Below are 13632 nucleotides of genomic sequence, written 5' to 3'. Positions count from 1 at the left end.
TTTTTTTTAATCTGACTAAGATAGATCCTTTGATTGAGATATAGGGGTGAAGCTATTTGAACTTAGAACAAATGTATCAAATGATTTCCGAAGAGCTGGGTATTCGATTTCAACAAGTAAAACGAAGTGTCGATTTGATGCAAGAAGGTAATACAATTCCTTTCATTGCTCGCTACCGAAAAGAACAAACAGGAGAGTTGGATGAAGAGAAATTACGAGCAATTGAGGAGCGCTTCCATTATCTTACACAGCTAAATCAGCGTCGTGAAGAAGTCCTTCGTTTGATTGACGAGCAGGGTAAGCTTACGGATGAATTACGTGTAAAAATCGAAAAGGCAACCAAGCTACAAGAATTAGAGGACCTTTATTTGCCTTATCGTCCTAAGCGAAAAACACGTGCATCCATGGCGAAAGAGAAAGGACTGGAGCCGTTAGCGAAAGGGATGCTTGTTGCCAATGATCAAGCTAGTGTTGATGCAAAAGCGGTTGAATTCATTAATGCGGAGTTAGGCATAGAGACGGTGGAAGATGCTATTAGGGGAGCCATGGATATTTTGGCAGAAGAACTCTCTGAAGATGCAGAAATCCGTAAATGGGTACGAGAGTATACTTGGACAACTGGAATGCTCGTTTCGAAAGCAAAAGATACCGAAAAGCGCTCAGTTTATGAAATGTATTATGATTATAAAGAGCCAGTTCGTACCATTCCTTCACACCGTGTACTTGCTGTTAATCGTGGGGAGAGAGAAGAGTTTTTAAAGGTAAAAATCGAGGTAGAGGAAGAGGCGATCTTTACTCGTTTAAAAGAGTGGTTTCCGCAATCCCTCTATAGTTATCTAGAACAAGTGATTCAGGATAGCTATAAACGCCTCATCGCCCCTTCGATTGAAAGGGAAGTACATTCAATGATGACAGAGAAAGCGGAGGAGCAAGCTATACATATTTTTTCCGAAAATCTGCGTCATCTGCTCTTACAGCCACCCATCCAAGGGAAAACGGTTCTTGGTATTGATCCAGCTTATCGTACCGGCTGTAAGTGGGCAGTGGTGGATGATACAGGAAAACTCTGGGAAGTAGGGGTGATTTACCCGACTCCACCACATAATCAGCTGGATCAGGCAAAAGAAATCGTACAAGGATTATTAGAAAAATATCCAATTGATGTCATTGCCATCGGAAATGGAACAGCTTCCCGTGAGACAGAAAGCTTTGTCGCAAGCCTTATTAAAGAGGTAGGTCGTCCAGTATACTATGTGATTGTTAATGAAGCTGGTGCAAGTGTGTATTCTGCATCCAAACTGGCAAAAGAAGAGTTTCCTGACTTAGATGTAGCACAGCGAAGTGCCATCTCTATTGCCCGTCGCTTACAAGATCCTCTTGCTGAGCTTGTCAAGATTGATCCAAAGTCAATTGGTGTAGGACAATATCAGCATGATGTATCACAAAAGAGGCTTAGTGAGAGCCTAACCACCGTTGTAGAATCAGCTGTAAACTATGTCGGTGTCAATGTGAATACAGCTTCATCAGCACTACTTCAGTATGTCTCAGGAATTAGCGCAAATGTAGCCAAAAATATTGTAAAGAAGCGAGAAGAGATAGGTAGATTTAGTCATCGCAATCAACTAAAAGAGGTCCCACGTTTAGGAGCTAAAACATACGAACAGTGTGTCGGGTTCTTGCGAATTATGGATGGAGAAAATCCGCTTGATAAAACTCCAATCCACCCAGAGTCCTATACAGTGGTTGAAAAGTTACTCGGGTTGATTGAAATCCATCCAGAGCAAATTGGCAGCATAGATTGTAATGATCGATTGCGAGAACTCGATATTGAAACAACCGCATCGCAACTTGGCTGTGGAGTGCCTACCTTACGCGATATTATTGAAGCTTTACTTCGTCCGGGACGAGACCCTCGTGAAGAACTGCCTGCACCTTTATTACGCTCAGATGTATTGGAAATCAAAGACCTACATATAGGAATGAAGCTAACAGGAACAGTCCGTAATGTTGTGGATTTTGGTGCTTTTGTTGATATCGGGTTAAAACATGATGGATTAGTCCATATCTCCAAGTTGAGCAAGCGATTTGTAAAAAACCCGATGGATATAGTAACCGTTGGCGATATTGTCGATGTATGGGTGATGACAGTAGATGAAGAACGGGAGCGCGTTGGTTTAAGTATGATTCCATATGAAGAGTTGGAGAAAAAGTAATATTTACATATAAAACAAAAACATGATATCAATGAATGATTGATGTCATGTTTTTGTTTTAAGATGGGTTTTAATAAGGATTAATCCAAACTTTTAATCGAATGATGAACAGCACTACAAATATAAGAACTTTGGATACCCATTGCCCTTTTAGGTCAGAAGGAAGCAGACTGTTTTTTCTTACGGGTGTATTCTTTTTCATAAAAGGAGAACCAACACTGATTTAGGAAACGAATCTGTCTGCGATCTCGGTTGTAAAATGCTTGTTTCAGTTGTTTAATTAGCCATCTGGGCAAAAAAAACGCCCCCTTTTTGTATCACTCTATTTTTCAGTTTATGAGATAATAAAGTTGTTCGTGTTTGTTTGAGACAAATTTTATATGTAAATGAGGGAAACATGATGAATTTAAATGACTGGTTTGACAAAGGACAAACTTTCCAAGCATATGTAGAAGGTATGAATACAAATCAGCAAGAAATGCTTCATATTTATGAAAATGTAGCACTAACAGTAGAAGAACAATCTCTTTTAGAGGCTAATCAGAAAAAAGGATGGCGTATGATTTCCCTAACAGCGGACTGGTGTGGTGACGCTATGCTATGTGTTCCGATTATGAAGCGGATCACGGAAGTTCTTGAAATCGATATGCGGTTTTTAATTCGAGATGAAAATTTAGAGCTAATGGACCAATATCTAACCAATGGAACATCGCGTTCGATCCCTATTTTTATTCTGATCGATGAGCAAGGACAGGAAAGAGCTGTATGGGGGCCTCGAGCGCCAGAAGTACAACAGATGGTCACTGAAATGAGGAAAGCACTTCCACCTCAAGATGATCCTACTTTTGCCGAAAAACAAAAAGAGATGATTCAAACTTTTCGGGAGCGTATTTCTAATGACACTACGATTTGGGACTTTGTAAAATCGAGTATCATTGGAAAACTATTAGCTACTTTTTAAAGGAAGGAGCAATAAAAATGACTCAAACAATCCATGTAGGATTTATCGGCTTAGGAATTATGGGGAAATCGATGTGGCGACATATTTACCAAGCTGGTTTCCCTGTCACAGTTTGGAATCGAACTCCTGTAAAAATGGAGGAAGCCATGAAGTTAGGGGCAAAGGTTGCAGGTTCTCCTAAAGAGGTGGCAAAAGTAAGTGATATAGTGATTACCATGGTGGGTGATACGCCCGATGTGCGTGAAGTAGTCGAAGGCGAGAACGGGATTTTGTCTGGAGCACGCCCAGGGACTATTTTGATCGATATGAGCACGATTTCTCCCAATGCGACACGAGAAATAGCGAAACATGCGGCTGCCAAAAACGTTTATATGCTTGATGCCCCTGTAAGTGGTGGTGACATCGGGGCAAGAGAAGGAACTTTATCGATTATGGTGGGAGGAGAAGCAGAAGTTCTAGAAAAAGCTCGTCCGATCTTGGAACCGATGGCCAAGTCCATTGTCCATTGTGGACCGATTGGTGCAGGACAAACTGTAAAAGCTTGTAATCAAATTTTATGTGGCGTTCATTTATTAGCAATGGTAGAAGCATTCACTTTTGCTAAAAAAGCTGGAGTAGATTTAGAAAAAATGTTAGAGGTTACAACCCAAGGTGCTGGTGGATCATGGGCTCTGTCCAATCTAGGACCACGAGTAGTCAAGGGAGATTTAGATCCTGGCTTTTCGGTTCGCTTCCAGCAAAAAGATCTCCGTATTGCCTTACAAGAGGCTGAGCGGATGGAAATTCCTATGCTTGGTACATCAATGGTTCAACAACTATTACGTTCTGTACAGGCAATGGGTGGAGATGAGGATGGGACTCATGCTCTGATTCGTGTCATGGAACAGCTAGCACAGATTAAGATCACACCTGAAAAATAATAGGATCCATTCTAATCGCTATTTTCTCTATAGCTACGTTACAAAGTTTAGGAATCGTTTAGGTTTTTGATTAAATAATGCAACATGCTCTATTCTATAAGAGGATTTTATAGGTAAATTGAAATGGGTTTCTCTAAATTTCTAGAGAAACCCATTTTTATCAGAATAAACATTTTTATTTTAATTACATACCAATATACTTTGCGACTAATGTTTTTGCAATTGAAATTTCATCGGTTCCTTGTACAAGAACGCGCCCATCGGGAAATACTACTAATCGATAGGGATCTATGGTTACCCGAAGTAGAAAAGGATTTAACTCAGTTTTCCCTACAGATTGTAATTGTGAAGCAAGATGATTTAAATTCAACTGTGTCGAACGAGTTGGGGAAATTTGGATCGTTTGTCGTCCGCAAAGCGACACAGCAAGTTCTTCATGCTGTTGTGGCTGTAAAAATTCATATTGATGTTTCTGACAGGCTGGACATTCAGGGTTTTTCCTTACATCCATGGTAGTATGATGATTTTTCCATAGCTCTATATGACGTAATCGCGTATCGAGTGACTCCGTATCGTTTATCAATAATTTCAACGCTTCCGTAGCTTGGAATGAAGTAACCATATGGATAATAGGACCAATTACTCCTGCTGTATCACAAGTCTCAGCACTTCCCGGTGTAGGTGGACTGGGGAAAAGACAACGTAAACATGCAGTGATTCCAGGGCGAATGGTAAAAGTCATTCCACGTGCACTGACTGCTCCCCCATAAATCCATGGAATATGGTGCTTTAAACTAACATCATTTACTAAGTAGCGAACTAAAAAATTATCAGTTCCATCTAAAATTAAATCGACATTTGATAAAAGTGTTTCAGCGTTTCGCCAATTAAGGTCTGTCACTTCAGCTTCAATCTGAATATGTGAATTAATCATTTCGAGTTTCTGCTTTGCTGCGATTGCTTTTGGTATTTGCTCATGGGCATCTTTTTCATCAAAAAGCATTTGTCGTTGTAAATTGCTTTCTTCGACAAAGTCACGATCGATTACACGTATATACCCTATTCCAGCACGTGCCATATGATTAGCCAGAGCGGTACCGAGGGCTCCCATTCCTACAATGGCAATCTTAGCTTGCATCAGTCGTTCTTGCCCGTTTTTACCTATGGGCGGAAATAAAATTTGTCTAGAATAACGTTTCGTGTCGATGGTCATATCGATCTCTCCCTTAGAGAAAAGCTTCTATATTATTTTCTCATGATAACGCATCAAAGGGAAAAGAATTTTGTTAGGTATGTATATAGAAAAGATAGGAAAGAGATAAAGATAAGATCATTTTTTTAGAATAAAGAGCATTTGGGTGATACTTTAACCTTAAAGGAGTTAAGAAAAATGGAGAAAAAAACCTATTATATAGCAGTTGACTTAGGTCCTAATGCTGGTGAAATTCATGAACAAGCACATGATTTTGATGCCGTTTATGATTTTGAAATCAAAGCAACTCCTCAAGAAATTAAAGAGCTTGAGCATTTATTTTCTGAGATAGCTGAAGAAGACTTAGATACATTTATACAAGCGCATTTACCATATAAAAATAAAGAAAGACAGGCAGAACATAATTATGATGATCGATTGGAAGAGGTTTACCGAATGATTTATCGATTGGGAACTGAAGAAACAAAAACAAGAATGAAAGAGTCTGGAATGATCATATAGATAAACATAAAAAGAGGATCTAGCATAATCGAACCTTCGTTCGTGGATCGCTTGATCTTCTATATACTTCACTTTATACTAGTAAGTGAAATGAATTAATAGGGGGAGAATTTTTATGGAACCCAATTTTCCAAGAATGCATACTTCCACTTCAGCTAAAACGCAACAGCGTCTAATGCAACGTGTTTTTTCATGGATGTTTGTTGGATTATCACTTACAGCTATTGTGGCGATTGCCTTAAGTATGAATCCAAATGTTCCTCAAATGTTAGTACAGAATAAAGCTATGTTTTATGGAATTATCGCTTTAGAGCTGATTACTGTAATAGGGCTATCGTTTCTACTTAATCGCATTTCTTCCTTTTTTGCGACGTTAGCTTTCTTTTTTTATGCTGCATTAAATGGGGTTACTTTCACCGTCATTTTAGCCTACTTTAATATCGGTACGATTGGTGCAGCCTTTTTTATTGCGGCAGGGATGTTTGGAATTTCTGCATTGATTGGATTTGTGACGAAGCGAGATCTAAGTAAGTTCGGTAGTATTATATTCATGGCGCTCATTGGGATTATCCTTGCGACTTTGATCAATCTCTTCTTCTTAAAAAGCAGTATGTTTACCTTAATTCTTTCTTATATTATTGTTGGTCTCTTTTGCTTTATTACCGCTTATGATATTCAATCGATCAAAGCGATCGGAGATCAGGCAATGGACGAAGAGACTGCGACTAAATTTGCGATTTTTGGTGCATTGATGCTCTATATTGACTTTTTAGCGATTTTCAAAAATCTGATCTATATTTTAGGTAGTGATGACTGATTGAGATTTAAAGCTCCTGCTTTTTAGCAGGGGCTTTTTGTGTCTTATATCCTATAAATAGTGATTATAAGAGGATAAAAAATAAAATAATAGTTTTTTATAAAAAACCCTTGACGAAACTAAAAGGCCATGATAAATTATAAGAGTCGCTTCGAGATAATAAGCAAAGCGAAAAAGATAAAAAAGCCTCTTGCAAAGTAATGGAAAATGAGCTATAATTAATCTCGCCGCTGTTGATAGCGGATATAAATTTAAAGCATTCCTCAGTAGCTCAATGGTAGAGCGCCCGGCTGTTAACCGGTAGGTTGCAGGTTCGAGTCCTGCCTGGGGAGCCATTTTGGAGAGATACTCAAGAGGCCGAAGAGGACGGTTTGCTAAACCGTTAGGGGGCTACTAGCCCCGCGAGGGTTCGAATCCCTCTCTCTCCGCCATTCATTCTGGCCCGTTGGTGAAGCGGTCAACACACCAGCCTTTCACGCTGGCATGCAGGGGTTCGAATCCCCTACGGGTCACCATTTTATAAAGTAGGTTAGACATATCTAGCCTACCCCATGGACGGTTAGCTCAGCTGGGAGAGCACCTGCCTTACAAGCAGGGGGTCGGCGGTTCGATCCCGTCACCGTCCACCACTTGCGGAGCTGTGGTGTAGAGGCCTAACATGCCTGCCTGTCACGCAGGAGATCGCGGGTTCGAATCCCGTCAGCTCCGCCACTTATGGCGGCTATGGCGAAGTGGTTAACGCACCGGATTGTGGCTCCGGCATTCGTGGGTTCGATTCCCACTAGTCGCCCCACTTTATAGTTGGGAAGTAGCCAAGTGGTAAGGCAACGGACTTTGACTCCGTGATGCGTAGGTTCGATCCCTACCTTCCCAGCCAAAAATTTATGAGCCATTAGCTCAGTTGGTAGAGCATCTGACTTTTAATCAGAGGGTCGAAGGTTCGAGTCCTTCATGGCTCACCATATGCGGGTGTGGCGGAATTGGCAGACGCACTAGATTTAGGTTCTAGCGCCTATGGCGTGGGGGTTCAAGTCCCTCCACCCGCACCAATTTAAAATCATATAGTTTGCGGTCGTGGTGGAACCGGCAGACACGCTATCTTGAGGGGGTAGTGGTCTATGACCGTGCGAGTTCGAGTCTCGCCGACCGCACCAATTCATATAAAGGCAGCTTGCACTACCAAGAGTAATATTTCATATGAATAATATTACGGGGTGTGGCTCAGCTTGGTAGAGCGCCTCGTTCGGGACGAGGAGGTCGCAGGTTCAAATCCTGTCACCCCGACCATCCCGAATAAGTGTTGATGAATTAAATATGCGGGTGTAGTTCAGTGGTAGAACATCGGCCTTCCAAGCCGAATGCGAGGGTTCGATTCCCTTCACCCGCTCCATACAAACTTGAGTCGCGGCGTTAGCTGCGGCTCTTTATTTTATTTACCACTTGTAGAAAAGAAAAGAGGAAATCATAGTGAATGGTGAATTTTCTTTCATTCATTCCTTACTTGCCCATCGTCAAATACAAACTAATCGTATTGAAGTAGATGTGGGGGATGATGCAGCTGTAGTCGTACCACATCCAAATCGCTCATTGGTAATGACTTGTGATACTATGGTAGAAACAATTCACTTTCTTCGTGAAACCATGCAGCCTTTTGATATTGGATGGAAGCTCCTTGCCTCCAATCTAAGTGATATCGCGGCAATGGGAGGAGTTCCTACATATGCATTAGTTTCAGTTGCAGTTCCTCCTTCTTGGGCGTTAGCTGAAATTGAAGAGATTTATCATGGAATATATACCTTGGCTAACCAGTACCAGGTTACGATCATGGGTGGGGATACTGTGAAAGCTCCAAGTGATCTGACACTGACAATTACATTGCTTGGAGAAATCGAGCATGGTCAAGCTCTTTTACGTTCCTCAGCTAAGCCCGGAGATATTGTATTTGTGTCGGGAGTTCTGGGAGACTCAGCAGCAGGACTTCATTTATTATTAAATCATCCAACAAAAACTGAGCATTTCCCTAAACTCGTAGCTGCACATTGTAGGCCTCAACCACAGATCGAAATAGGTCGGAAGCTTGTTGAAACCGGGTTTCGTTTGACTTGTGATGATATTAGTGATGGACTGGCTCAAGAAGCTTGGGAAATTGCAAGAGCGAGTCAGGTAGCAATTGTATTAGATAAGGATAAAATTCCTTTATCACATTCAATGGTACAGTTTGCTAAAAAAGTGCAAAAAGATCCATATGAATGGGTTTGGTTTGGTGGCGAAGATTATCAGCTTATAGGTACAGTAAGTCAAGAAAACTGGGTAAAATTAAAACAAATGGCTAAAGAATTAGGATTTTGTCTTACGAGGATCGGTCATATTGAAACAGGAGAGCCAACTGTGAAAGTCAACTTGGGAGGAACTTGTATGACTCTCCCACAAGGTGGATATAATCATTTTGCAGATAGGTGATTAGGAATGACTTGTCAGTTTTTTACACGTTCTGAAGCAGAAACGAAAGATTTAGCACGAAGACTTGCTAAGCAATTAAAACCAGGTGATGTGTTGGCTCTTGAAGGAGATCTTGGAGCTGGTAAAACCACTTTTGCAAAAGGTCTGGCAGAAGGATTAGGTATTACAAGACATGTAGACAGCCCTACCTTCACGATTATTAAGGAATATTTGGGTGTATATCCCTTTTATCACATGGATGTCTACCGCTTGGAAACTGCCGAGGCAGAATTAGGACTTGATGAATATTTTTACGGCGAAGGGATCTGTTTAGTAGAGTGGGCTTCTCGGATTGCCTCTATCCTACCAGAGGAAACGATTTATCTTTCTATCACTGTACAACCTGATGACTCCCGTAAGATTGAAATTCGCTCTACACATATACGAGCGAAGCAGCTATGCAAGGGGGGGCTTTGATATGAAAATACTAGCGATGGATACGACTACCTTGGTAATGGGAGTAGCCGTACTTGAAAATGAAAAAGTGCTAGGTGAAGTGACAACTAATCTGCTAAAAAATCACTCCGTTCGATTGATGCCAACGATCGATCGTCTGCTCCAAGATTTGGATATTCCACTTAGTGAGATTGAAGCGATTGCTGTCACTAATGGCCCCGGTTCATATACAGGAATACGGATAGGAGTAACGACTGCTAAGACCATTGCTTGGGCGAGGAAAATCCCACTATATAGTGAATCGAGTTTAACTGTACTCGCCATGAATGGGTACCGTTTTGAAGGGCTCATTGTCCCGTTATTTGATGCCAAAAGACAACGAGCTTATTCAGGTGTATACCGACGAAAGGGAGAACAGTTAATCGAAGTGATACAACCACAAGTGGCTTCTCTAGATGGATGGTTAGACCAAATAAAGGCTCTAGCAGAACCTGTTTTATTTTTAGGTGATGATGTAGCGCGTTTTCATGAGCCAATCATCCTAAAGCTAAGTGAACAGGCTATCTTTGGAAATCCGGCTGAAAATATCCCACGTCCAAGTCAATTAGGTTGGATCGCATATCAGAAGCTTAAGCGTGGAGAGCAACCAGAAGGTCAAATGTTTGCTCCAGATTATCTGCAAATGACAGAAGCGGAAGCGAAGTGGTTACAAAAGCAGAGAAATGGAGAGAGAGCATGAGCTACCAAAATGAGAAAATCGCGTTTCGTCCGATGGAAGTATCTGATCTCTCCTCTATTCTCGATGTGGAGGTCAATTCATTTAGTGCCCCATGGCCTAAACAAGCTTTTTACAATGAGCTAGTGCGAAACCAATTTGCTCATTATACAGTAGTAACCATAAATGATAAAGTGATTGGTTACTGTGGACTCTGGATTATTTTGGATGAAGCTCATATAACCAATATTGCTATCCACCCAAATTATCGTGGGAAGGGACTCGGAGAAGCTACATTAATGTATGTAATGGAAACGGCTAAAATGCTTGGGGCGAACAAAATGACTTTGGAAGTAAGAGTTTCCAATCATATTGCTCAATCGTTATATAAAAAGATGGGTTTTGTCCCATCGGGCATACGCCCAAAATATTATTCAGATAATCAAGAAGATGCCTTAATTATGTGGGTGACATTTAATGAAAAAAAAGCAAAGTCTAGTACTCGGGATTGAAACAAGTTGTGACGAAACCTCTGCAGCAGTTGTCTTAAATGGAACAGATGTTTTATCCAATATAATCTCTTCGCAAATGGATGTACATCGTCGGTTCGGTGGCGTTGTTCCAGAGGTTGCTTCACGGCGACATGTTGAAAGAATGACGTTGATTATTGAAGAAGCACTAACCAAAGCAAATGTAGATCTGTCTGAGTTAGATGCGATTGCTGTTACACAAGGACCAGGTTTAGTAGGGGCATTATTGATTGGTGTAGCTGCTGCAAAAGCTCTATCCTTTGCGACAAGTATCCCTTTGATTGGCGTACATCATATAGCTGGTCATATTTATGCTAATCATTTGGTTAAACCGCTTCAATTTCCATTGGTTGCATTAGTTGTCTCTGGTGGGCACACTGAATTAATTTATATGGAAAAGCATAATCACTTTGTGCATTTAGGTAGAACGAGAGATGATGCTGCCGGTGAAGCTTTTGATAAAGTAGCTCGGTTAATGGGGCTTCCTTATCCTGGAGGTCCACAGATTGATCGATTAGCGACACAAGGTTCTCCTAGCTATGATTTACCTCGTGCTTGGTTAGAGTCAGATTCACTCGATTTTAGTTTTAGCGGACTTAAATCATCAGTTATGCAACTCATACAAAAAGCTGAGGGGCGTAATGAAAAGATAAATGAAGCGGATCTTGCTGCAAGTTTCCAACAAGCTGTGCTGGATGTTTTGGTAGAAAAATCGATTCGGGCAGTAAAAAAAGCAGGTGTGAAACAGTTACTTCTAGCTGGAGGGGTATCAGCAAACAGTGGATTGAGAGTACAGTTAGCCAACAGATGTGAACAAGAGAGAATAGATCTAAGAATTCCTCCATTAGAGCTATGTACAGATAATGCAGCAATGATTGCAGCAGCAGGAACTTATCTATTTTATGAAGGAAAATTTGCAAACTTATCCTTAAATGCAGATCCCAATTTATCTTTAATTAATTGATCGTTGCTATAAGATAAAAACATGGATTTCTCTGGAAGCGTAGTGATAAGCGGAAAAGAGAAATCCTTTTTTTAATTCGGCGATTGTTACAAAGTTTAGTTCTCATCATTTTTCGCTCAATAATATAAAGAGTTTGATTCATATTTTAGGGAATATTCGGTGATACATCAGATATTCGTCACAGTTTTGTTTATAAATTTAAAATATTTATTCTATCCGTTGACATCATTGTTCATTCATGCTTTTATTAGAACTGATAAATAAATGCTAAAGATAAGGACAGTAGGTAGTCTAAGGATTTCATAACATCCATTAGAAAGAAGGTACATAAATGTTTAATATGATTATAAAAAATATGGTGAAGAAAACTTTTGATGCTTTAAATCGAGGTGATTATCATCCTTTATTAAAAATGTGTGCGACGAATGTTGTACATACCTTTCCCGGACAGCATGCTTTGGGGGGAACAAGGAATAGTGTAAAAGGTTTGGAAGACTGGTTTAACCGTTTATTTAAACTATTACCTAATTTAACATATAAGATTGAAGATATTGAAGTTGATGGCCCCGTAAACGACTGCAAAGTAATCATTCGCTGGCAAGATCAAGCGATGACATCCGATGGAAAGGAATATGCAAATCAAGGGACCTATACTCTTCATGTAAAAAATACGAAAGTAGTTGAGATCATCACTTATTTGGAGGATGTTCATAAGTTAAATGAGGTTTGTGAGCGCTTAGCCCAACTGGGTGTGGAGGAAGCTAGTGCAGCACAAATTGAATACTGATAAACTTGGAGACAACCTTATCACTCGTCTAACCTTTTTTAACTAAATGATTTTGTCTCTTTTTACCCAGCGCCAGAGAAACATAAAAAGAAAAATGCCATAAAAAGAAATTTTGTCTCAAGTTGAAATGGATGGGAGGCTTTTCGAATCGGAAAATCCTCCTTTTTGTATAGATGTTTTTGTAAAAAATATTCTTTTTAGGTGGTTTGTGTTATCAAAAAATGAGGTGAATATATATGAAATAAAGAATAAAATAAAGAGTGGAGTGAAAAGAAGATGAATAGAAGATTCACCCCGTGGGAGGAACATGAGTTTTGGTTACGGATTTTACGAGATCATGCTTATTTTGTTTATGATTATCTTTCTCCCAAAGAAAAATATTGGACACAGATGGCAAAAGCATATATTGATCAGTTTACTTGGTTGCGAAAACATCTGAAACAACTCCCAAAGAATGCTCCAGTTTCTTCAGCGGAAATGATTCTGCTGGCCAATCAGATTTATCCGATTGCATGTAAATATTATCATTATGAAGGTAGAATCCAACATCTACGGATTTACAATCAAATTCAGTTTAACCTACCTCCCACTTACTTTAATGGTACTTTGGATGAAAATGCAGAGTATCTTCGCTTACTTGAATATTACCTACATGGTCAGAATCCTCCTCTACTTCCTTTCGAGCGTTTTCTCGACTTATGGTTATTTGACCAAGAAGGTCATGCCTTACTTTTAATTCATGGATTGGATAGCACTGAAGAAGAATTAATGGATCAAGTGAGAAAAGTGGTTTTGAAATTCCGATACTATCAGCTCAAAAACAAACAGTTTGCTGGCTATATGCGGTTTACAAGACCTTTATTTCCTGCCCAAGTCAAATTTGTCCACCAAATTATTCGGGATGTAAGTGCATTTACTCAGCTTGTTTCTAAAGTAGTACACCAATATAAAGATAATAAGGTTATCAATAGCTTATCATTACGCTTTTTGGAACATCATTTCCCGGAGAGTTGTTATTTTTTACATAAGCTAATGTTGTACTTACCGGAAGAGGAGCGTGAAAATATCGACTGTAGCCTATATCCGCCATACTTTTATTGGAATACAATTTGATTC

At 40.0% G+C, this 13632-nt stretch carries 14 protein-coding genes and 12 tRNA genes; 24 read left to right on the top strand and 2 right to left on the bottom strand.

Going from position 1 to position 13632, the window contains the following annotated elements:
- Positions 1-56: 56 nt before the first annotated feature.
- The gene (locus tag DL897_RS14670; protein ID WP_113659883.1) at positions 57-2213 is read left to right on the top strand and encodes a Tex family protein; all 2157 of its coding nucleotides are present in this window, start codon (positions 57-59) and stop codon (positions 2211-2213) included.
- Between the two features lie 155 nt (positions 2214-2368).
- On the opposite strand, the gene cmpA is transcribed toward DL897_RS14670, so the two are convergent.
- Entirely contained in the window at positions 2369-2509 is a 141-nt protein-coding gene (gene cmpA, locus DL897_RS14665) for a cortex morphogenetic protein CmpA (RefSeq protein ID WP_113659882.1), read from the bottom strand.
- Between the two features lie 104 nt (positions 2510-2613).
- On the opposite strand from cmpA, the gene DL897_RS14660 reads away from it, so the two are divergent.
- Together DL897_RS14660 and DL897_RS14655 are read left to right on the top strand one after the other, a co-directional pair.
- Positions 2614-3174 carry a thioredoxin family protein gene (locus DL897_RS14660; protein ID WP_113659881.1) on the top strand — a complete coding sequence of 187 codons (561 nt, stop codon included), beginning with the start codon at positions 2614-2616 and terminating at the stop codon, positions 3172-3174.
- A gap of 17 nt (positions 3175-3191) precedes the next feature.
- Entirely contained in the window at positions 3192-4094 is a 903-nt protein-coding gene (locus DL897_RS14655; protein WP_113659880.1) for an NAD(P)-dependent oxidoreductase, read from the top strand.
- 184 nt (positions 4095-4278) lie between these two features.
- On the opposite strand, the gene DL897_RS14650 is transcribed toward DL897_RS14655, so the two are convergent.
- Positions 4279-5301, bottom strand: a complete 1023-nt coding sequence (locus tag DL897_RS14650) for a ThiF family adenylyltransferase (RefSeq protein ID WP_113659945.1) — start codon at positions 5299-5301, stop codon at positions 4279-4281.
- 183 nt (positions 5302-5484) lie between these two features.
- On the opposite strand from DL897_RS14650, the gene DL897_RS14645 reads away from it, so the two are divergent.
- From DL897_RS14645 to DL897_RS14545, 21 genes are all read left to right on the top strand, one after another.
- Positions 5485-5808 carry a hypothetical protein gene (locus tag DL897_RS14645; protein WP_113659879.1) on the top strand — a complete coding sequence of 108 codons (324 nt, stop codon included), beginning with the start codon at positions 5485-5487 and terminating at the stop codon, positions 5806-5808.
- A gap of 115 nt (positions 5809-5923) precedes the next feature.
- Positions 5924-6625 (top strand): Bax inhibitor-1/YccA family protein, encoded by a 702-nt coding sequence (locus DL897_RS14640; RefSeq protein WP_113659878.1) that lies wholly within the window; start codon positions 5924-5926, stop codon positions 6623-6625.
- Between the two features lie 260 nt (positions 6626-6885).
- Positions 6886-6960 (top strand) — tRNA-Asn (locus DL897_RS14635).
- 4 nt (positions 6961-6964) lie between these two features.
- Positions 6965-7056, top strand: a tRNA-Ser gene (locus tag DL897_RS14630).
- An 8-nt stretch (positions 7057-7064) separates the two neighbouring features.
- Positions 7065-7140: transfer RNA gene (locus DL897_RS14625), tRNA-Glu, on the top strand.
- Between the two features lie 38 nt (positions 7141-7178).
- Positions 7179-7254 (top strand) — tRNA-Val (locus tag DL897_RS14620).
- 5 nt (positions 7255-7259) lie between these two features.
- A tRNA-Asp gene (locus tag DL897_RS14615) sits at positions 7260-7336 on the top strand.
- 6 nt (positions 7337-7342) lie between these two features.
- Positions 7343-7418, top strand: a tRNA-His gene (locus DL897_RS14610).
- A gap of 9 nt (positions 7419-7427) precedes the next feature.
- Positions 7428-7502: transfer RNA gene (locus tag DL897_RS14605), tRNA-Gln, on the top strand.
- Between the two features lie 9 nt (positions 7503-7511).
- Positions 7512-7587: transfer RNA gene (locus DL897_RS14600), tRNA-Lys, on the top strand.
- A 3-nt stretch (positions 7588-7590) separates the two neighbouring features.
- A tRNA-Leu gene (locus DL897_RS14595) sits at positions 7591-7674 on the top strand.
- A gap of 19 nt (positions 7675-7693) precedes the next feature.
- Positions 7694-7779 (top strand) — tRNA-Leu (locus DL897_RS14590).
- 56 nt (positions 7780-7835) lie between these two features.
- Positions 7836-7912 (top strand) — tRNA-Pro (locus tag DL897_RS14585).
- A gap of 29 nt (positions 7913-7941) precedes the next feature.
- Positions 7942-8015: transfer RNA gene (locus DL897_RS14580), tRNA-Gly, on the top strand.
- Positions 8016-8092: 77 nt separating this feature from the next.
- Positions 8093-9085, top strand: coding sequence for a thiamine-phosphate kinase (gene thiL, locus DL897_RS14575; protein ID WP_168188808.1), 993 nt, complete (start codon positions 8093-8095; stop codon positions 9083-9085).
- Positions 9086-9091: 6 nt separating this feature from the next.
- Positions 9092-9541 carry a tRNA (adenosine(37)-N6)-threonylcarbamoyltransferase complex ATPase subunit type 1 TsaE gene (tsaE, locus tag DL897_RS14570; RefSeq protein WP_113659876.1) on the top strand — a complete coding sequence of 150 codons (450 nt, stop codon included), beginning with the start codon at positions 9092-9094 and terminating at the stop codon, positions 9539-9541.
- A 1-nt stretch (position 9542) separates the two neighbouring features.
- Positions 9543-10259: a tRNA (adenosine(37)-N6)-threonylcarbamoyltransferase complex dimerization subunit type 1 TsaB gene (gene tsaB / locus DL897_RS14565; protein WP_168188807.1), complete on the top strand. Its 717-nt coding sequence runs from the start codon at positions 9543-9545 to the stop codon at positions 10257-10259.
- Positions 10256-10747 carry a ribosomal protein S18-alanine N-acetyltransferase gene (gene rimI / locus DL897_RS14560; protein WP_113659874.1) on the top strand — a complete coding sequence of 164 codons (492 nt, stop codon included), beginning with the start codon at positions 10256-10258 and terminating at the stop codon, positions 10745-10747. Before tsaB ends, rimI begins: the two co-directional genes overlap by 4 nt.
- The gene (gene tsaD, locus DL897_RS14555; RefSeq protein ID WP_113659873.1) at positions 10713-11729 is read left to right on the top strand and encodes a tRNA (adenosine(37)-N6)-threonylcarbamoyltransferase complex transferase subunit TsaD; all 1017 of its coding nucleotides are present in this window, start codon (positions 10713-10715) and stop codon (positions 11727-11729) included. Before rimI ends, tsaD begins: the two co-directional genes overlap by 35 nt.
- A gap of 331 nt (positions 11730-12060) precedes the next feature.
- A complete protein-coding gene (locus tag DL897_RS14550; protein WP_113659872.1) occupies positions 12061-12516 on the top strand; it encodes a nuclear transport factor 2 family protein in 456 nt (151 codons plus the stop codon).
- A 276-nt stretch (positions 12517-12792) separates the two neighbouring features.
- Positions 12793-13629 (top strand): DUF2935 domain-containing protein, encoded by an 837-nt coding sequence (locus DL897_RS14545; RefSeq protein ID WP_113659871.1) that lies wholly within the window; start codon positions 12793-12795, stop codon positions 13627-13629.
- Positions 13630-13632 lie beyond the last annotated feature (3 nt).

Origin of the sequence: Thermoflavimicrobium daqui (genome assembly GCF_003313465.1) — a bacterium.
Lineage (GTDB): Bacteria > Bacillota > Bacilli > Thermoactinomycetales > Thermoactinomycetaceae > Thermoflavimicrobium > Thermoflavimicrobium daqui.
Note: the sequence above shows the minus strand (reverse complement) of the source record. Positions and strands in the feature narration are given on the sequence as shown.